Source organism: Sorangium sp. So ce363, assembly GCF_051520435.1.
In the GTDB taxonomy this organism is placed as follows: Bacteria; Myxococcota_A; Polyangia; order Polyangiales; family Polyangiaceae; genus Sorangium; species Sorangium cellulosum_B.
Genome location: NZ_CP150333.1, coordinates 7,496,508 through 7,516,258 on the forward strand (window position 1 = coordinate 7,496,508; position 19,751 = coordinate 7,516,258).

11 protein-coding genes are annotated in these 19,751 nt (G+C 70.5%); 7 read left to right on the forward strand and 4 right to left on the reverse strand.

What is annotated here, in order from left to right:
- Positions 1-69 precede the first annotated feature (69 nt).
- Positions 70-885, reverse strand: a complete 816-nt coding sequence (locus WMF12_RS28105) for an arylamine N-acetyltransferase family protein (protein WP_437850308.1) — start codon at positions 883-885, stop codon at positions 70-72.
- Positions 886-1,137: 252 nt separating this feature from the next.
- On the opposite strand from WMF12_RS28105, the gene WMF12_RS28110 reads away from it, so the two are divergent.
- Positions 1,138-7,158: an AAA family ATPase gene (locus WMF12_RS28110; protein ID WP_437850310.1), complete on the forward strand. Its 6,021-nt coding sequence runs from the start codon at positions 1,138-1,140 to the stop codon at positions 7,156-7,158.
- A gap of 80 nt (positions 7,159-7,238) precedes the next feature.
- Here WMF12_RS28110 and WMF12_RS28115 read toward each other — a convergent pair whose 3' ends face one another.
- The 3 genes from WMF12_RS28115 to WMF12_RS28125 form a co-directional block, all read right to left on the reverse strand.
- The gene (locus WMF12_RS28115; RefSeq protein WP_437850312.1) at positions 7,239-8,309 is read right to left on the reverse strand and encodes a type IV pilus twitching motility protein PilT; all 1,071 of its coding nucleotides are present in this window, start codon (positions 8,307-8,309) and stop codon (positions 7,239-7,241) included.
- 1 nt (position 8,310) lies between these two features.
- Positions 8,311-10,155, reverse strand: a complete 1,845-nt coding sequence (locus tag WMF12_RS28120) for a type IV pilus twitching motility protein PilT (RefSeq protein ID WP_437850314.1) — start codon at positions 10,153-10,155, stop codon at positions 8,311-8,313.
- A gap of 203 nt (positions 10,156-10,358) precedes the next feature.
- Positions 10,359-10,874: a hypothetical protein gene (locus tag WMF12_RS28125; protein ID WP_437850316.1), complete on the reverse strand. Its 516-nt coding sequence runs from the start codon at positions 10,872-10,874 to the stop codon at positions 10,359-10,361.
- Between the two features lie 1,016 nt (positions 10,875-11,890).
- On the opposite strand from WMF12_RS28125, the gene WMF12_RS28130 reads away from it, so the two are divergent.
- From WMF12_RS28130 to WMF12_RS28155, 6 genes are all read left to right on the forward strand, one after another.
- Complete coding sequence (locus WMF12_RS28130) at positions 11,891-12,634, forward strand: class I SAM-dependent DNA methyltransferase (RefSeq protein WP_437850318.1); 744 nt, start codon at positions 11,891-11,893, stop codon at positions 12,632-12,634.
- A 100-nt stretch (positions 12,635-12,734) separates the two neighbouring features.
- Positions 12,735-12,971 carry a hypothetical protein gene (locus WMF12_RS28135; protein ID WP_012237958.1) on the forward strand — a complete coding sequence of 79 codons (237 nt, stop codon included), beginning with the start codon at positions 12,735-12,737 and terminating at the stop codon, positions 12,969-12,971.
- Between the two features lie 215 nt (positions 12,972-13,186).
- Complete coding sequence (gene ilvD / locus WMF12_RS28140) at positions 13,187-15,103, forward strand: dihydroxy-acid dehydratase (protein WP_437850319.1); 1,917 nt, start codon at positions 13,187-13,189, stop codon at positions 15,101-15,103.
- Positions 15,104-15,332: 229 nt separating this feature from the next.
- Entirely contained in the window at positions 15,333-16,673 is a 1,341-nt protein-coding gene (locus tag WMF12_RS28145) for a formylglycine-generating enzyme family protein (protein ID WP_437850321.1), read from the forward strand.
- Positions 16,674-17,010: 337 nt separating this feature from the next.
- A complete protein-coding gene (locus WMF12_RS28150; protein WP_437739784.1) occupies positions 17,011-17,982 on the forward strand; it encodes an FAD-dependent oxidoreductase in 972 nt (323 codons plus the stop codon).
- A gap of 650 nt (positions 17,983-18,632) precedes the next feature.
- The gene (locus WMF12_RS28155) at positions 18,633-19,742 is read left to right on the forward strand and encodes a fatty acid desaturase (protein WP_437850323.1); all 1,110 of its coding nucleotides are present in this window, start codon (positions 18,633-18,635) and stop codon (positions 19,740-19,742) included.
- Positions 19,743-19,751: the final 9 nt, after the last annotated feature.

Consider the following 19,751-nt stretch of genomic DNA (forward strand, 5'->3'; position numbering starts at 1 on the left):
GCGGGCGCGGCCGGCGAGCCGCGCCCGCCCGGCCTCCCGAGCAGGCCCCGAGGAGGACGCGCCGTCCCTTCAGCTATCGAGGCCCGCGCAGGAGAGCCGCGTTCCGGCCGGGAGCTCCAGCCCAAAGCGCTCTCTCAGGACGTCGAGGAGCGCGTCGTCGCGCAGCAAGACGCGCTCGACGCCGTCCACCCGCCAACGACCCAGCTCGCGGTTGCGCAGCGTCACCCGGCCTTCCGGCGACGGGAGCGCCACGATGAGGTTGTTCACGAACAGCGAGTTCGGGTGCGTGGATGTGTAATGGTTCGCCACCTCGTAGTCGATCGGGAGGTGCTCCTCGAGCGTGAACGCATAGATGTCCTGACACGCCTCGCCCGCCCTGGAGGCGAGCACCCATGACGAGCCCTCCCGGCGCAAGCCGATCACGTCGAGCACCCGCGCATGCCCCTCGCCCTCGACGAGCGGGAGCGGCTGCAAGAGCCCCGGACCGCCGAAGCCGACGTCCGCGATGAACGGCCCCTCGGGCAGCTCGACCAGCGACAGCATGTGAGATCGAGGGCCCGTATCGCTGCGCTGGAACCGCACCCGCGCGATGAGCGTCGTGAGCTTGAATCCGAGCCGGCGCAGCACCGCGGCGAACAGCGTGTTGTGCTCGAAGCAATAGCCGCCGCGGCGCGCCCTGACGAGCTTCGCCTGGACGCTGGCCAGGTCGAGGCGGATCGGTCGGCCGAGCAGGACGTCGAGGTTCTCGAAAGGGATGGAGTAGACGTGCGCTGCGTGAAGCGCATCGAGGACCTCCCGCGTGGCGGCGAGCGCGCCGCGGTAGCCGATGCGGGCGAGATAGGCGTCGAGGTCGAGCGATGCGCTGTCCTGTGTGGAAGGTTGCATTGGATCGGTGCAGCGAGGATACGCGGCCCCTCGCTTGACCGTCAACGCACCGGTCAGCACATTGACGGCGGTGGAGCAGGACCATCGAACCCATGCAGGCTGCGCTGGGCCGCTCCGTGGCTTCGCTGCGGAGAGCGCTCGATGGCTCTCTGCGCAAGGTCGGTCCGTGGAGCGCCGGGATGATCACAACCCCGAGCGGCGGCGGACTGGGCAGCACGCCCGGCGCGGCCTGGTCGCCGCCGGTCGAACGACATGCCCGCGCCCGACCGCTATACCGTGACGGAGATCCTCCGCGAGGGGACCAGGTTCGTCGTCCATCGCGGCCTCCGGAACGAGGACGGTTGTCCGGTCCTGCTCAAGATCCCCCGGGCAGAGCCCCTCGACGGCCGGGACGCCGCGCGGCTGCGCCACGAGCTCGAGATCGGGCGAAGGCTCAGCGGCCGGTCCGCGATCAGGCCCTGTGAGCTCACCACCTACCGGAGCCGGCCGGCGCTCGTCCTGGAAGACTTCAGGGGTCGCTCGCTCGATCGGGAGCTCGGGGCGCCGATGGATCTCAAACGTTTCTTGACGATCGCCGCCAGCATCTCGACAGCCCTCGCGGACATCCACGCAAAGGGGGTCGTCCACAAGGACATCAAGCCGCAGAACATCCTCGTCGATTCCATGTCTGGAGAGGTGAAGATCGCGGACTTCGATCTTGCCTCCCTCCTCCCCGAGGACCACGGCGACGCGCGGAGCCCGAGCGTCATCGAGGGGACCCTCGCCTACATGGCGCCCGAGCAGACCGGGCGCACGAGCCGGGCGGTCGATCTCCGTACCGACCTCTATTCGCTGGGCGTCACGCTCTACGAGATGCTCACGGGCGTCCTGCCCTTCTCGGCCGGCGATGCCCTGGAGTGGGTCCACCGTCACGCCGCGGTGCTCCCCAGGCCTCCGTCGGAGCTCGTCCCGGGTCTCCCTTCGCCGGTGTCCGATCTCGTCATGAAGCTCCTCGCCAAGGCCCCCGAGGATCGGTACCAGAGCGCGCGCGGCCTCACGCTCGATCTCGAGCGATGTCTCGAGGGGCTCACGACGCGCGCGCGCATCGACCCATTCCCGCTCGGAGAGCACGATTTCTCTGGTCTCTTCCAGATCCCGAAGGAGCTCTACGGCCGCGGGCGCGAGTTCGGCGCCCTCGTCGCCGCCTTCGAGCGCGTGGCGCTGCGCGGAGCCCCCGAGCTCCTCCTCATCTCCGGCAACGCCGGGGTCGGCAAGACGTCGCTGGTGCAGGAGCTCTGCCGGAAGGCGGTCCGGGAGCGGGGCCTCTTCGCGACGGGCAAATTCGACCAGCAGCGCCGACACGCGCCCTACGCCACGATCGTCCAGGCGCTCCGCGAGCTCGTGCGCGAGATCCTGAGCGGGAGCGAGCCCGTCATGGACGCGTGGCGGAGGCGGCTCTCCGCGGCCCTCGGCAAGAACGCGCAGCTCATCGTCGACGTCCTGCCGGAGGTGGAGCTCATCCTCGGCAAGCAGCCGCCCGTCCCCGAGCTGCCGCTGACCGAGACAGAGAACCGGTTCGCGATGGTGTTCCGGCGCTTCGTCGGCGCCTTCTGCCGCGAGGAGCGCCCACTCTGCCTCTTCCTCGACGACCTCCAGTGGGCAGACCCGGCGAGCCTCGCGCTCCTCGAGCACCTCGCCACCCACCCCGAGACGCAGCGCCTGCTCGCGATCGGCGCCTACCGTGATGAAGAGGTGAGCCCGCTCCACCCGCTGACGTGCATGCTCGAGCGCGCGCGGGGCGCCGGCATCAGGCTCCTCGAGATCGAGCTCGCTCGGCTGTCCGAGGGGGATGTGCAGCGGCTCGTCGCCGATACGGTCCATACGAGCGGAGAGCACGCCGCCCCGCTCGCGCGCCTCGTCTACGAGAAGACCGCCGGCAATCCGTTCTTCGCCACCCAGTTCTTGACCATGCTCCACAAAGAGGGCCTGTTCGAGGTCGATCTGCGCGCAGGCGCCTTCAGGTGGGACATCGACGCGATCCACGGCAAGGGCCTCGCCGACAACGTGGTCGATCTCATGATCGCGAAGATCAAGCGCCTCTCCCCGTCGGCCCAGAAGGCGCTCACGCTGGCCGCCTGCGTGGGGAATACCGTCGATGCCGGCACCCTCGCCGTCATCCGCGATCGGTCCGAGGACGCCATTCACGAGGACCACCGGGAGCTCGTGCGCGAGGGGCTGCTCCTCAGGTCCGGCGATACGTACCGGTTCCTCCACGACCGTGTCCAGCAGGCGGCTCACGCGCTCATTCCGGAGGCGGAGCTGGGGGCGGTGCACCTCCGCATCGGGCGGCTGCTCGCCGCCCACGCGCCTTCGGACGCGGCCGAGGCGCGCGTCTTCGAGATCGCCGGCCACCTCAACCTGGGCGCTGCCCTCGTGACCGACCGGCACGAGAAGGACCGGATCGCCTGGCTCAACCTGATGGCGGGCCGGCGAGCCAAGGCCTCTGCAGCCTACGCAGCCGCGGCCAGCTACCTCGCGGCGGGCATGGCGCTGCTCGGGGACGACGCCTGGGACAAGGAGCGCGCGCTCGCGTTCGATCTCCACTGCGAGGGCGCGCGCTGCGCCTTCCTGAGCGGCGACTTCGCCGCCTCCGAACGGCTCGTCGACGTGCTCCTGCAGCGCGCTCGGGGCCGGCTCGAGCTTGCGGAGGTCCACGGCATCGAGATCGTTCTCCACACGACCCGCGCCGATTTCGAGCGAGCGGCGCAGAGCGCCCTCTCCTGCGTGCGCCGCTTCGACGTCGACATCCCGCTCCACCCGACGCGCGACGCGGTGGAGCGCGCGGCGCGCGAGGTCTGGGACGAGGTGTGCGACCGCCGCATCGAGGAGCTCGTCAGCCTGCCGCGCATGGTCGATCCGGACATGCTGGCCGTGATGACGACCCTATCGACGGCGCTCCCGTCAGCCTATTTCACGGACCCGCGCCTCTACAGCCTCATCGCGTGCCACATGGTCCGGCTCAGCCTCCGCGCGGGCAACTCGGACGCTTCTCCGCCTGGATACGTCGCGTTCGGCGGGACCATCGGCCGCGTCCTCGACCTTTACCGGGAGAGCTACCGGTTCGGGGAGCTCGCCCGCGCGCTGCTCGAGATCTGCTGCCGGACCGGGAGCCGGGCGCAGATCCTCCACATGATCACCACCTTCATCGACCCATGGATCCGCCCCCTGCGGGACGTGGTCGGCCTCTTTCACAAAGCCTTTGACGAGGCCATCGAGACTGGCGCGCTGATCTACGCGGCGTACTGCTCCTTTCAGATGCTGACGCTGCGCCTCGCCTCGGGCGATCCCCTGGCGGACGTCGCCGCCGAAGCCGAGCGGCGCATGGACTTCACGGGCCGGGCCCGGTACGACGTCGTCCACGACTCCCTGGCCGTCGTGCACCGGTTCGTGCAGCACCTGCGCGGGCGCGATCCGGGCCGGGCGCGCGAGGACGCCGGGAACGCCGTGGAACCGCCGCGCGAGGCTGCGGCGCGGATCACGCGCTTCCACGACCGCCTCTGCAGCGCCCATGCGGCGCTCCTGTTCGGTCGCCATGGCGAGGCTGTGGCCGCGGCGCGCGAGGCGGGCGAGCTGCTCGGCGCCGTGACAGACCAGTTCCACATCAGCACTCAAGCCTACGTCGCCGCGCTCGCGCTCTCGTGCCATGCCCGCGCCCTGCCAGAGGAGCAGCGAAGAGACCTCCTCCCTGCCCTGAGGGCACACGAGGCGGATCTCCGCCGCTGGGCGGAGGTCCAGCCCGCGAACCAGGCAGACCGCCACGCGCTCGTGTCGGCCGAGATCGCGCGCATCGCGGGCGACGAGCTCTCCGCGATGCGCCTCTACGAGCAGGCCATCCGGGCCGCGCGCGCGAGCGGATTCGTCCATGGCGAGGCGCTGGCCCAGGAGCTCGCCGCCGCCTTTTACCGCGATCGCGGCTTCGACCTGATCGCCGACGCCTACCTCCGCGCGGCCCGCGGCAGCTACGCCCGCTGGGGCGCCGACGGGAAGGTGAAGCAGCTCGACAGGCTCTTTCCGCACCTCGCGGCGCGCCCGCTCGCCGCGACGAGCACGGTCACGATGCCGGTCGAGGAGCTCGATCGGCTGGCGATCGTGAGGGCGTCTCAGAGCCTCTCGGGCGAGATCCTGATGCCCCGGCTCGAAGAGGCGCTGCTGAGGGTCGTCCTTGCGCACGCGGGCGCGCAGAAGGGCTACCTGCTGGAGGCTCGCCGCGGCGCCGCGTCGATCCGGGCGAGGGCGAGGATCGAGGGAGGAAAGCCGTTCGTGGAGTCGCTCGCCGGCGAGGCGCGCGCGCCCGCGTCCTCCGCCGCGCTGCCGCTGTCGGTCGTCAACTACGTCGTCCGGACGGGCGAGCCGGTTATCCTCGACGACGCGGCGGAGACGCGGTTCTCGGCGGACGAGTACATCGCGCTGGCCCGGCCGAGATCGGTCCTGTGCATGCCGATCGCGCGGCGCCCCGGGGTCGACGCGATCCTCTACCTGGAGAACGCCGCGATGCGCGGCGCGTTCACCGAGGACACGCTCGCGGTGCTCGATCTGCTCGCGTCGCAGGCCGCCATCTCGCTCGAGAACGCGTCGCTCTACGCGGCGCTGAAGAAGAGCGAGGCGTTGCTCCAGAGCATCGTCGACAGCTCGCCGGCCGCCATCTACGTCAAGGATCTGGAGGGCCGACTGCTCCTGATCAACCGGCGGTACGAGCAGTTCGTCCATCTGTCGAGAGAGCAGGTGATCGGCAAGAGAGATCACGAGCTCTTCCCGCCGGAGATGGCGGACGCGTTCGCCGCCTACGACCGCAAGGTGATCGAGGCGGACAGCCCGCTGGACCTGGAAGAGGTCGTGCTCGTGGACGACGAGCCGCGCACGTACCTGTCCCTCAAGTTCACCCTGCACGACGCTGCTGGAGCCATCTATGCCGTCTGCGGCATCTCGACGGACATCACCGAGCGCAAGCGGGCGGAGATGGCCGAGCGCTTCCTGGCGGAGGCGAGCAGGCGGCTCGCGGCCGATCTCGGCTACGAGGCGACGCTGGACGCGATCGCGGGGGTCGCGGTGCCCGAGCTCGCCGAGGGCGCAGCGCTCTACGTGCTCGACGACGCGGGCGCGCTCCAGCAGGCGGCCGTCGCGGCGGACTCCCCGGCCAAGGCCGCGCGCCTGCGCGAGCTCACCGCGCCCTCCGGGGACGCCGCCGCGTCCCCGGGCGCGCCCGGGGATCCCCACCGTGTCCTCGGCGCGGATCGTGCCGAGCTCTGCCGCGTGAGCGACGGCCTGATGCGGCGCTGGGCCGCGGGCGCAGCGCGCCCCGAGGCGCTCTTCGAGCTCGCGCCCGCGGCGTACATGAACGCGCCGCTCGTGACGCGCGGCCGCTGCCTCGGCGTGCTCTCGCTGATGCGGACCGGAGCGACGCCGCGTTATACCGGGGCCGACGCGCCGCTCGTCGAGGAGCTCGCGCGCAGGGCCGCGATGGCGCTCGACAACGCGCGCCTTTACCGCGAGGCGCAGCAGGCCGTCCAGATCCGCGAGGAGTTCCTCGCCGTCGCGTCCCACGAGCTCCGCACGCCGCTCACGCCGCTCAGGCTGAAGCTCGCGCTGATGCAGAAGAAGCTGACGACCGAGATCGTGAACCCCTCGCTCGAGCGCATGGTCGCGGTGAGCCTCGGGCAGGTCGAGCGGATCGAGCGGCTCATCGAGAGCCTCCTCGACGTGAACCAGATTGCGCGCCATGAGCTCGACCTCGATCTCTCGGAGGTCGACCTCTCCGCGCTGACCTGCGACGTCGTGAGCGAGCTCCGCGAGCCCTCGTCGCGTGCGGGCTGCCGGATCGAGATCGCGGCGGGGCGCCCGGTGCTCGGCCGCTTCGATCGGCTCCGCGTCGCGCAGGTCCTGAGGAGCCTGCTCAACAACGCGATCAAGTTCGGCAAGGGCGGGCCCATCGAGGTGACCGTCGCCGAGCGCGGCGACACGGCGCGGGTCGTCGTGCGCGATCACGGGCCCGGCATCGCGCCGGAGGACATGGAGCGCATCTTCAAGCGGTTCGAGCGGGCGGTCTCGTCGAGGTCCTACGGCGGGCTCGGGCTCGGGCTCTACATCGCGAACGAGATCGTCCGGGCCCACGGGGGCACGCTCCAGGTGTCGAGCGAGAAGGGCAAGGGCGCCTGCTTCACCGTGGATCTGCCGCGGAACGTCGCACCGTCATCTGCCTCGGGAGGCCCGCCGAGGAGCGGGGGTGTCGCGTCCTAGCGAGACAGAGCGCCAGGACGCCCAGAGAAGACGACGAGCGATTCGCTCTCCCCCTTCCGCCTCCGCGGCTCGATTCTGCGTCACGCCCCCTGCGCGTCGGGGAAGAGCTTCTGGAAGCTGTCCTTGTCGATCGCCTTCTCCAGCGCCGCCTGGACCGAGATGGTGTCCTTCTTGACGAGCCGCTCCAGCGCCATGTCCATCGTCTGCATGCCGGCGGAGCGGCCCGCCTGCATCAGGTTCGTGATCTGGAACGTCTTGCCCTCGCGGATCATCGCGGAGAGCGCGCTCGAGCCGACGAGGATCTCGTGGGCGGCGACGCGGCTCGTGCCGTCCTTCGTGCGGAGCAGCTGCTGGGCGATGATCGCGGCGAGGCTCTCGGCGAGCATGCCGCGGACCTGGAGCTGCTCGTCGGCGGGAAACGCGTTGATGATACGGTCGATCGTCGCGGCGGCGCTGTTCGTGTGGACGGTGCCGAAGACGAGGACACCGAAGCTCGCGAGCTGCAAGGCGAGCTTCATGGTCTCGTTGGTCCGGAGCTCGCCGATCAGGATCACGTCGGCGTCCTCGCGCCCGGCGCTGCGGATCGCGCTCGCGAAGCTGCCCGCGTCGGGGCCGACCTCGCGGTGCGTGATCTGGGCCTTGATGGGGCTGTGCACGAACTCGACCGGATCCTCGATCGTGAGGACATGGCAGGCGCGCGAGCGGTTGATGTGATCGATCATCGCCGCGAGCGTCGTGGACTTACCGGAGCCGGTCGGCCCGGTGATCAAGATGAGCCCGCTCGTCCGCTCGGACAGCCGGCGGGCGATCTCGGGGCAGCCGAGATCGTCGAGCGAGAGGATCTTGCTCGGGATGGTGCGGAAGACGGCCGCGAGCCCGGTGGTCTTGTAGAAGTAGTTCGCGCGGAAACGGGCCCTGTCCGCGTAGGAATAGGCGAAGTCGAGATCGAGCTCGTCGACGATCCGCCGCGTCTCCTCGGGGGTCGTGATCTCGAAGAGGAGCGCCTCCATCTCGGCCGTGTCGAGGGGCGTGTCGCGCAGGGCGATGAGCTCGCCTCGGGTGCGCACGAGCGGCGGATAGCCGATGCCGAGGTGCAGGTCGCTGCCCTTCCTCGAGAGCAGCTCGTCGAAGAGGCGGTCGATCCGGGCCACGTTACGCTCCCTTCTTTCCGAAGAGCGCGCCCGCGCGCTCGAAGAGGCCCTTGCCCGCCTCGATGGGCGCGGACTTGGACGCGTCGGGCGCGGGGGCGGGCGGCCTCCTGTCCGGCGTGAGCATGGGCTGCCGCCTGCCGGCGAGGACGGCCTCGAGCTCGTCGGGGGCCTCCGCCACCTTGAGCGCGGCCTCGAGCGTGGTCTTGCCGGCGCGGACGAGCTCGGCCAGCGAGTCGTCCAGGCGGATGATCCCGAGGCCCTTCCCTCGCTGCTGGAGGCTCGGTATCTGGAACGTCTTGGAGTCGCGGATGAGGTTCCAGAGCGGGACGGAGCCGGGCAGGACCTCGGCGGCGGCGACCATGCGCCTGCCGCCCTCGCTCGGCAGGAGCCGCTGGCTGACGATGAGCCGGAGGCCGCCCGCGAGGGTGACGCGCACCTGCTGCTGATCGCCGGGCGGGAAGAGATCTATCAGCCGATCGATGGTCTTCGCCGCGCTCGGGGTGTTCATGGTGCCGAGGACGAGGTGGCCAGTCTCGCTCGCGGCCAGCGCCATGCGGACCGTCGCCGTGTCCCTGAGCTCGCCGACGACGATGACGTCGGGATCCTCGCGCAGCGAGGCCTTGAGGGCGTTCTCGAAGGAGCGGGTGTGCGTGCCGACCTCGCGCTGGCTGATCATCGCCTTGCCGCGCGCATGGACGAACTCGACGGGATCCTCGACCGTGATGATGTGATGGCTGGTCTCGCGGTTCAGGATGTCGACGATCGCGGTGAGCGTCGTGGTCTTGCCGTGGCCCGTCGGCCCGGTGATCACGATGAGGCCCTGGTGGTGGCGGGTGGCGAGCCCGATGGCGTCGGGCAGGCCGAGCGACGCGAGGGTCGGGATGGTGCGCGCTATCAGCCGGAACGAGCCCTTGTACCCCTGCCGGTGGCGCGAGATGTTCACCCGGAAGCGGCCGAGCGCGCCGAGCTCCAGGGCGAAATCGCAGGAGCCCTCGACCTCGAGCACCTGCGAGAGGCGCGCCGGGACGCGCGGCAAGAGGAGGGACTCGACGGCCGCCGGGTCGAGCGGCTCGCCGTGCGGCATCAGCTCGCCCGCCACGCGCAGGAGCGGCGGGCGGCCGGCGACGAGGTGCAGATCGCTCGCGCCCTGATCGCGCGCCATGGCGAGCAGCCCGTCGAGGGCGGCGGCCGGCACCTCGGCGGAGGAGGGCCGCGCGCGCCCCCCCGCCGCGGCCGCGCGCCCGGCGGCGCGGGGCTCCGGGGACGGCGCCGACGGGCGGGCGGCCGGCGCGGCGCGCTCGGCGGCCGGCGCATCGTCGGCGCGCGCCTCGAAGCGGGCCACCGAGGGCCGGCTGGCGCGGGGCTCTGCAGGCGGCGGCGGAGAGCGGAGGTCGAGCGCGACCTCCGAGGAGCTCGTGCGCTTCGCGTCCTGCTCGCGCGGCGGTGGGCGCTGCCCCTCCTCGGGCGTGAGGTGCTCCCGCATGGAGAGCTGCTGCGAAGGGCGCGCGGGAGGCGCGGCGGCCGCGGTCCCCGACGCGCCGGACGACTGCATCCGCGTCATGCGGGCGTGCACGAGGTCGCCCTGGCGCGCGGCGACGACCGAGATGGCGCCGATGCCCTCGATGCGGATGTGCCACTGCGACGGCTTCGCGCCGAGGGCCTCGATGTGGCGGCCGCCGCCGAGCGCGCTGAGGAGCATGAGGATGTCCTCCGTGGTGAGGGCGCCGGGATCGACGGCCTGGAAGGCGCCCGAGACCTTGACGCTGGGCATGCGCCCGGTGGCCACGGCGAACTCCGTCACCTCGGGGCGGTTCAGTTGCGAGAGCCAGGATCGAAGGGCGTTCATCGTCGTCGCTCGTCTCTGCAAGCCGACTCTATCAACGATGAGGCGCCGCGTTCCAAAATGTCGTGCGACGGCGGCGACATTCGGCCGCGGCCCCCGCGCGGACTCCCTCCCACCGTCCCCGCTCGCGGCGACCGCGCGGTCCTCCTCGGAGCGGTGCGACCCGGCTCACGCCCGCGGCGTGCTCCGCCGCGCGCGGCGCCGGGCTACTGGATCGCGAGCTTGAGCCGAGCGCCCTTCACGAAGTGGCCAGGCGTCTTGCCCTTCTCGCCGGGCGGCGCCTGCGGCTCCGAGTCGATGGTGAGCTGCATGTTGCCGGTCGACTCGATCTTCTTCATGGTCACCCTGGCGATCTCGACCCATTTCGTGGATCTCGGCCCGTCGGGGTCCTCGACCTTGCGGAAGAGCACCGCCTTGGTCCCCGCGGCGACCGGCTTCTCGGTCGTGGAGACGAGCGGCAGCAGCGTCGCGACCTTTCCCGCGCGCGAGACCAGCCTGCCATAGACCTCCACGGAGAAGGTGTCCCACTCGCCCGCGCCGGGGGCCGAGGCGGGCTCTGCCGTAGGCGCGCTCTCCGCGCCGGCTACCGTCGGTGCAGCCTGCCGCGGCGTGGCGGGGTGCTCTGCCGAGGCCGCGGTCGGCGTGGCGGAGAGGAGCGCGGCCGCGCCCGCGGCGACGAGCGATCGCGAGCACCTGGAGAGCCAATCACCAACCGTCTTCATGCACCACGCTCCTTCGCTACTTCGACGTGATCCCACGACCCGCGTGAACTCCGCAAGATCGCAAACACCGCAGTCACAAAACTTCTCATCGTGACGCAGACTGACACCTTCCGCAACTCATTTCTCGATCTCGACGGGGTTTGCGGTCATGAGCCGTTCGTCACACGCTCATTCACGCTCATTCACGCTCATTCACGCTCATTCACACTCACGTTCACATCCGTCATCATCGCGGGTGACCCCGGCGCGGCCCGTATCACCGGCGCCCGGCTGTGCTCTCTCCCGCGCGCCGCGCAGCTTCACCTTCATCGTCGGCAGCTCGTCAGCCGCTCGTCAGCTTCTCTCCGCCCTGAGCGCTTGGGCGCGCCTCGCTCAGATTCAGGTGCTGGCCGCGTCGGCGAGGCCGACCGGGCTCCGGCTGCGCGGCGCACGAGGAGTGCGGCGCGGCTCGCCCGAGCTCACCTGGTCATCTGGCTTGCCTGTCGTTCTGGCTCGCCCGTCGTTCCGGCTGCCTGGTCGCCCGGCGTGACCGCCTGCCTGGGCTCTCCGGCTCGCCTCGCTGGTTCTCCGACGGGTCCATCAGCGCGCTTCGCGAGGCGCGCTCTCGAAGAGCGAAACACCCGCGCGAGCGACAGGCTGGCTCGGTCCAAGCCCGCCGTACCTCATTCCCACCCGTCCGACGAAACCAGCTGCGCACAGCAACGCGATCTCTCCCTCTCCAACCTCGCTCCGGGAATCTTCCCGGTGCCTTCCAACACCGCCGACCCGAAAATCGATGTCGGAGTAAGAGTCGCGTTTCAACCAAGATATCATGTCTTCGTCAAAGCAGAGCAGAAATTTTCGGACGCAGTCGATTCTGGTGAGCCCCCGTGCGTGCATGTGTGACGCGTGCCGGCGCAGGCGTGCGCCCGTGCGTCCCATGCGTGATGCGTGATGCGTGATGCGTGATGCGTGCCGGCGCAGGCGTGCGCCGGCGGGACCTGCCGCTGTAGGATGGCCGCGGAGGAACAGAGCCCATGCCCACGGTCGCCGATCACTACGACAAGCTCCTCGCCGAGCACTATTCAAGGATGTTCGGGGAGTACGACGCCAAGGTCGCCGAGCAGCGGGCGCTGTTCGAGCGCCTCGGCCTGCGCCCTGAAGGCTCGTCCGGCGGCTCGCCCGAGGCCATCGACCTCGGGTGCGGCTCCGGCTTTCAGTCCCTCGCGCTGGCCCAGCTCGGGTTCAGGGTAACCGCCGTGGACACGTCGGACAGGCTGCTCGCCGAGCTCGAGGCGCGCCGCGGGCCGCTCGCCGTCGAGATCGTGAGAGGGGATCTCCTCGACGCGCTGGAGCGCTCGGGGCCCCCCTGCGCGCTCGCCGTGTGCATGGGCGACACGCTCCCCCACCTCGGCAGCAAGTCGGACGTGGAGCGGATGTTCGCCGGCTGCGCCCGGCGACTCGCGCCCGGCGGCCATCTCGCGCTCACGTTCCGTGACCTCACCCGCGAGCTCGGAGGCGCCGACCGGTTCATCCCAGTCCACGACTCCGCGGATGTGATCATGACCTGTTTCCTCGAGTACGAACCCGAGACCGTCAAGGTGCACGACCTCGTTCACACGCGCGGCCGAGAGGACGGCCGGTGGACGCTGTCAGCGAGCTTCTATCGCAAGCTGCGCCTCGCCCCCGATTGGGTCTGCGACAGGCTCGACGCGGCCGGACTCCGCGTCATCCATCGCGAGATCGCGCGCGGCCTCGTCACCCTCGTCGCGCGCTCCTGAGCTGACGTGGGCCGGGATACGAACACCGATTCAAATACCTCCTATGGAGGTTGATGGCGCGGGCGACGCGGCGCTAACTTGATATGGGAGGATGAGACCCATGTCCGAGAGAGCGAGTCAGACAGGCACGAACGACGCCGGGCAAGCTGCGGTCGTCAACCGGCCGTCGCGGGATGAGGTCCAGGACCTGCGGCGAGAACGAGACGAGGCGCGCCAGCTCCTGGCCACGCTGGTCGTGGCGCTCAAGCGCGCGACGTTCCGGCACGGCACCTACATCGACGGGCTGGGCGCCGCGATGGTCGCCGTGGATCGGTGGTCCAAGCCACGAGGCCGATGATCGAAGGGCCGGCCCCGGGCTGCGGTGACGCCCTGAGTCGCGGCCCAGGCCCCGAGAGACCTGGTGCGCGCCGCCTTGGCCGCTCGAACGACCTCGCCGGCTGTGGACGCAGCGCACGCAGCGCGCGGCGGTGGACGCAGCGGGCGCGGCGGTACCCTGGCGCCGGCCCCGCCTGCCGGCTAGGCGCGAAGGCCGGAACGGAGTAGGTTCCTGGCATGGCCGGATACCGCAGTCGTACATCCACCCAGGGGCGCAACATGGCAGGGGCGCGCGCGTTGTGGCGCGCCACCGGCATGAAGGACGCGGACTTCGAGAAGCCGATCGTCGCCATCGCCAACAGCTTCACGCAGTTCGTTCCGGGGCACGTCCACCTCCACGACGTCGGCCAGCGGGCGAAGAAGGTCATCGACGCCGCGGGCGGGTGGGGCGTCGAGTTCAACACCATCGCCATCGACGACGGCATCGCGATGGGCCACGCCGGCATGCTGTACTCGCTGCCGAGCCGGGAGCTCATCGCCGACAGCGTCGAGTACATGGTGAACGCGCACTGCGCGGACGCGCTGCTGTGCATCTCGAACTGCGACAAGATCACGCCCGGCATGCTCCTCGCCGCCATGCGGCTCAACATCCCGACCGTCTTCGTGTCGGGCGGTCCGATGGAGGCGGGCAAGCTCGTCGGGACCCACGACCGCGACGGCAAGCCGCTCATCCGGAAGCTCGACCTCATCGATCCGATGATCGCCGCGAGCGACGACAAGGTGACCGACGCGGATCTCGCCGCGATGGAGCGGTCCGCGTGCCCGACCTGCGGCTCGTGCTCCGGCATGTTCACGGCCAACAGCATGAACTGCCTCAACGAGGCGCTCGGCCTCGCGCTGCCCGGCAACGGCACGCTGCTCGCGACGCACGCGGCGCGCTGGGAGCTCTTCGAGGCGGCGGCGAAGCGCGTCGTCGCGCTCGCGCAGCGGCACTACGTCGACGGCGACGCCTCGGTGCTGCCGCGGAGCATCGCGACGTTCGAGGCGTTCGAGAACGCGATGGCGCTCGACATCGCGATGGGCGGCTCGACGAACACGGTGCTCCACATCCTGGCGGTCGCCCGCGAGGCGCAGGTGGACTTCAAGATGGCGGACATCGACCGGATGTCGCGCAAGGTGCCCAACATCTGCAAGGTCGCGCCGTCGTCGCATCACCACGTCGAGGACGTGCACCGCGCGGGCGGCGTGCTGACGATCCTCGGCGAGCTCGACCGCGCGGGGCTCATCCACCGGCAGGCGGGCACGGTCCACGCGGGCACGCTGGGCGAGGCCATCGACGAGAACGACATCCGCCGCCCCACGGCGACGGCCGCCGCGAAGAAGCGCTCGCTCGCCGCGCCGGGCGGCGTGCCGACCACGGTCGCGTTCTCGCAAGACAAGTACTTCGCCGACACCGACGATGACGCCCAGAAGGGCTGCATCCGCGACGTCGACCACGCGTACAGCCGCGAAGGCGGGCTCGCCGTGCTCTACGGTAACATCGCGGTGGACGGCTGCATCGTGAAGACCGCCGGCGTCGAGCCCGAGATCTGGAAGTTCGAGGGGCCCGCGCGGGTCTTCCACTCGCAGGAGGCGGCGTGCGACGCGATCTGGGACAACCAGATCCGCTCGGGCGACGTGGTCGTGATCGTCTACGAGGGGCCGAAGGGCGGCCCCGGCATGCAGGAGATGCTCTATCCGACGTCGTTCCTGAAGGGGAAGGGCCTCGGGAAGGCGTGCGCCCTCATCACCGACGGCCGGTTCAGCGGCGGGACCTCGGGCCTGAGCATCGGGCACGTCTCGCCCGAGGCGGCCGAGGGCGGGACCATCGGGCTCATCGAGGAGGGCGACCGCATCCGGATCGACATCCCCGCCCGGACGATCGATGTCCTCGTCAGCGAGGCGGAGCTCGATCGCCGCCGCCGGGCCGCCGAGGCGCGCGGCGCCGATGCGTTCAGGCCGAACCGCGACCGGAAGGTCTCCCCTGCCCTGCGGGCTTACGCGCTGATGGCCACGAGCGCCGCCAACGGCGCTGTCCGCGACGTCGGCCAGATCGAGCCGGGCCGGCGCGCCGGGGACGGCGCGACCGCGACCGCCCCCGCGCAGCGCAAGTAACGGAGCTCCAGCCGCCGCCCAGCCGCCGAGCCGCGCAGGCGAGGCGCGAACGAGGCGCGGACGAGGACACAGCGCCCGCAGCGCGGCGGCCGCCGTCGGTGGAACGGTGGCCACCGCCCCGGCCACCCGGCGCGCCTCGGCGCCCGGCGCAGGTCGGGCGCTGCAACGCTCCGGGCCGGTACGGCATCCACCGCGACGGGGGTGCGCCCGGTCGCGTAGGATGCCGTACATGAGAAAATTGGCGCTCATCGTGGCCACCTCTCTCGTCTCGGGTTGCAGCCCGAAGGTGCGTGATTTCCCTGGTGACCACGACGTCGGGAGCGGTGGAAGCGGGGCCGGTGGCGGCAGCAGCGCCACCGCCAGCAGCAGTGACGCCACCACCACCGGCGGCGCCAGCAGCAGCAGCGGCGCCAGCAGCAGCAGCGGCGGTGCGACGGATAGCTGCGTCGACCCGGTGGAGGACTGCCCGCCAGCGCAGAGCGCCTGCATGGAAGCGGTGTGCAGCGAGGGTGAGTGTGCAGAGCGGCCGAGGCCGGCGCGGACCCCCTGCGGGGCAGACGGCAGCGCGGAGTGTGATGGAACCGGGGACTGCGTGACGTGCGCGGGCGGCATGCAGTGCGAGTGCGGGGAGCCGGGTTGCCCGAACACGTGCGGATCGACGGACGTGATGGTCATGCCTGCGAGCTGCGCGGGGGGCAGGCCGGGCGCCGGGGACAGCTGCGGGCCGGGCGACGCGAGCTGCTGCGGCAACAGGATGGTCCCCTGTGGCACTTTCCTGAGGGGCTACGACGGGACGCCGAGCACTGACGACGCGTTCCCCGCGGCCGTCAGCGACTTCCGCCTGGACAAGTACGAGATCACGGTGGGGCGATTCCGAGCGTTCGTGGATGCCGGGCAGGGCGTGCAGGAGAGCCCGCCGGCCATCGGGGCTGGCCGGCACCCCCACGTCAACGGCAGCGGGTGGATCGCGGGGTGGAACACGCGGCTCGCGCCGAACACCGCGGGGCTCCGGGCGGCGCTGCAGTGCAATGGCGATCGCCTCTGGACGTGGACCGACGCCCCCGGGTCGAACGAGGAGCTGCCGATCAATTGCATCACCTGGTTCGAGGCGTTCGCGTTCTGCGCGTGGGACGGCGGCCGCCTGCCCTCCGAAGCGGAGTGGAACTATGCGGCTGCCGGTGGCGACGAGCATCGACCTTACCCCTGGGGCTCCGGGATCGACGGCGATCGCGCCTCCTACAACTGCACGGGGGATGGGAGCGCCGCGGGGGCTTGCGCGCTGAGCGACATCCTGCCGGTCGGGTCGAAGCCGCGTGGCGACGGGCGATGGGGGCACTCGGATCTGGCCGGGAATCTGTGGGAGTGGACGATGGACTGGTGGCGGGATGCGCTCCCCACGCCGTGCATCGACTGCGTGCATCGCGTGGACGGCGATCGCGACGCGACGCGGGTCACCCGCGGCGGGAGCTACCGCGCGCCGGCGACGGACGTGCGCGCAGGCAACCGCGACTTCAGTTATCCCATCGACCGCGTCAACAACATCGGCGCCCGCTGCGCACGAAACATCTAGAGCGACGGTCACCCGCTTCGGATACGGGCCCACCTCGGCGTTTTCGGTGCTCAGCGCACCGGAGTGCGCTTGCGCGCCGAAAACGCCGATCTGGGCCCGTCTCCTGTGCGAGAGACCGCCGCTCTGCTCGGCATGTAGCTGAGGTGGGCGGAAACCGTTGTGGATCGGACGTCGCGGGACACAGCGGGACGTCGCGGGACATCACGGGGCGTCGCGGGACACAGCGGGACGTCGCGGGACATCACGGGACGTCGCTGGACGTCCACGAGACCGGATTCGACGCCGGGCGTGGTGTGCGATGTCGACGCCGAGGCGAGGCGTGCTAGAGCGCGCGATCGTGGCGTCATCGCGGGGCCAGGCTCAAGGGCAGCAGATCACCGTCGTGGGCGCAGGGGTGATCGGGTTGACCACGGCGGTCGTCCTCCAGCGGGACGGCCACCGGGTACAGGTGATCGCAGCGGCGCGCGGCGAGCGAACGACGTCCGCGGTCGCGGCGGCGCTGTGGCATCCTTTCCTGGCGAACCCGCCCGAGCGCGTCAACGCGTGGTCCTCGAGGAGCCTCGATGAACTCACGCGCATCGCGAACGAACACCCGGAGGCGGGCGTGGATCTCCTGACCGCGCGCGAGGCGGCGGACGACACGCGCCTGCCGTGGTGGGCTCCGAGCGCCCCGGACCTCGCGCTCGAGCCTGGACCCCACCCGCTGGGCGCGCCGTACAGCCTGCGATTCACGGCGCCGCGCATCGAGCCATCGTTGCACCTGCCCTGGCTGGAGGCGCAGCTCGACTGTCCAGTGCGCACCGAGCACGTGCGATCGCTCGCCGAGGTCGAGGGCGACTGCATCGTGAATTGCACCGGGCTCGGGGCGCGCGCGCTCACCGGCGACGGCGAGCTCATCGGTATCTATGGCCAGGTGGCGATCGTCGAACCAGGCGAGATCCCCCCAGATGTCGCACTGGGTGATGAAAGGGACGAGTCGGCGCTCGTTTATGTCATCCCAAGGCGTCGCGAGATCGTGATTGGCGGTTGTTTCATCCCGTCGCCCGATGATCGCCCGTTGACGCCTGATCCCGAGCTCGCTGACGCAATGCTCCAGCGGGTGCGCGCGGCCGGGCTCAAGCCAGGCCGCTTGCTCGGCTCACGCGCCGGGCTGCGCCCTTACCGGAGCACCGTACGGGTCGAGCGAGAAGGCCGTGTGATCCACAACTACGGCCACGGCGGTTCGGGATACACGCTGGCATGGGGTTGTGCCCACGAGGTGAGCGCAATTCTGCGGGACGGCAACGCGTCGACACACGGCCATGTCTAGCGGAATGTGCCGAGCGCACTGTTTTGACGCGCGCCATGATGTCAGCGTCAGCGTCAGCGCGGCGCTCCGGGCCTGTTCCTCGGACAACGGCAGCGGCGCCAACGCCAACGCCAACCCACGCCGCCGCGAACGCGGCTACGAGCCAACGCAAGCTGACGCAGGCGGACGACGTCATCGCAAACCGACGCAACGGTTGCGTCGGTCGCAACGGTCGCAACGGTCGCAACGGTCGTAACCGTCGTAAGCGTCGTAACCGACGCAACCGTCGCAACCGTCGCAACCGTCGCAACCGTCGCAAACCGAAACAAACGACGCTGCTTCTGGAATCCAGCCAACCAGAAAGCCCAACGCAACGCTCCGAAAGTCCCGTTGTGCTCCTGTTGCTAGGCTGCTAGATTGGATTCGTGCTCGTCTGCGAGCGTCTCCCGCCTTCTCTCGCAGTGGGACCGCCCATGGCGATCCTCTGTTCGTCCGAGGGAATGGCCGTGGACGGCCTCGCTCTGGAGGTCGCTAACCCCTGACGACCTCTCGGTGCCATCCCTGGAACGCGGTCCCGAGTGGTCGAACGTTCGTTTGCGCTTGATCCGGTGTCCACCGTTCGCTGTCACCAACGTGAAGATCCGAAGCTTCCCCCGGGAGTTTTGAGCGCCATGAACAACGACGAGAACCGACTCAGTCGTCCATCGGGGCGGCCAGCCGTCTGGAGTTTCACGAGGAACAACGACGAGAAGGGCCCGAGCCGACCCTCGGGCAGGCCGTCGGGGCGGCCCTTGGGCAGGCCGTCGGGGCGGCCCTCGGGCAGGCCGTCGGGGAGACCTTCCGGGCGGCCGGCGCTCTGGAGCGTCCTGCCGCTCGACAGCGGCTTGCTGCAGACCCGGACGATCGAGTGGCCGACGGTGGCGCTCTTCGCCGGGTCGTACGCCCTCTGGGCGACGGCCGTCTACGCGGGCATCGCGGGCTCGGTGTCGACCGTTCCGGCCGTGCTCGCGGCGGCGGTCGCCGCGTATGCCGCCTTCACGCCGATGCACGAGGCGTCGCATCGGTCGCTGGCGCGCTCCGCGCTGCTGAACGGCGTGATCGGGCGGCTGTCCGGGCTGCTGCTCATGGCGCCGTTCCTGGCGGTGCGTCACTTCCACCTCGAGCATCACAAACACACGAACGAGGCGGACCGGGATCCCGACTACTGGAGTGGGCGCGGCCCGTGGTACCTCCTGCCGCTCCGCTGGGCGACACAGGATCTCCACTACTACTATCTATTTTTGCGCTCCTACCACGCGCAGAAGCGCGCGGAGCGGATCGAGACGGTCGCGTCGCTCGCGGCCATGCTCGCGCTCGTGGCGCTGGCCTTCGGGCTCGGCTATGGCCAGCTCGCGCTCCTCTACTGGATCTTGCCGGCGCGGCTGGCGATCTTCTTCCTCGCGTTCGCCTTCGACTACCTGCCTCACTACCCCCACGCGATCACCGCGACGCAGGACCGGTACAGCGCGACGCGCGCGGTCGACAGCGCGCTGTTCAACGTGCTGCTCTTCGGGCAGACGTATCACCTGATCCACCACCTCTACCCGGCCGTGCCGTTCTTCCGCTACCGGACCGTGTGGAAGCATCAGCGCGAGGAGCTCATGAAGCTCCGCTCGGAGAGCATCCCCCCGCCGCGGGCGTCGTTGCCCCTGATCACGGCGGGCAGCCTCGCCGCGCCGCGGGCGCCCACGATCCAGGCGGCTCACCCCACGCAGGGCGCGGCCGAGCTCGACGCCATCTGATCCGCGCCG

What these genes read in the sequence shown, in the direction of transcription:
- WMF12_RS28105 (WP_437850308.1), bottom strand. Translation starts at nt 885, where the DNA reads ATGCAACCTTCCACACAGGACAGCGCATCGCTCGACCTCGACGCCTAT.
- WMF12_RS28110 (WP_437850310.1), top strand. Translation starts at nt 1,138, where the DNA reads ATGCCCGCGCCCGACCGCTATACCGTGACGGAGATCCTCCGCGAGGGG.
- WMF12_RS28120 (WP_437850314.1), bottom strand. Translation starts at nt 10,155, where the DNA reads ATGAACGCCCTTCGATCCTGGCTCTCGCAACTGAACCGCCCCGAGGTG.
- WMF12_RS28125 (WP_437850316.1), bottom strand. Translation starts at nt 10,874, where the DNA reads ATGAAGACGGTTGGTGATTGGCTCTCCAGGTGCTCGCGATCGCTCGTC.
- WMF12_RS28130 (WP_437850318.1), top strand. Translation starts at nt 11,891, where the DNA reads ATGCCCACGGTCGCCGATCACTACGACAAGCTCCTCGCCGAGCACTAT.
- WMF12_RS28135 (WP_012237958.1), top strand. Translation starts at nt 12,735, where the DNA reads ATGTCCGAGAGAGCGAGTCAGACAGGCACGAACGACGCCGGGCAAGCT.
- ilvD (WP_437850319.1), top strand. Translation starts at nt 13,187, where the DNA reads ATGGCCGGATACCGCAGTCGTACATCCACCCAGGGGCGCAACATGGCA.
- WMF12_RS28145 (WP_437850321.1), top strand. Translation starts at nt 15,333, where the DNA reads ATGAGAAAATTGGCGCTCATCGTGGCCACCTCTCTCGTCTCGGGTTGC.
- WMF12_RS28155 (WP_437850323.1), top strand. Translation starts at nt 18,633, where the DNA reads ATGAACAACGACGAGAACCGACTCAGTCGTCCATCGGGGCGGCCAGCC.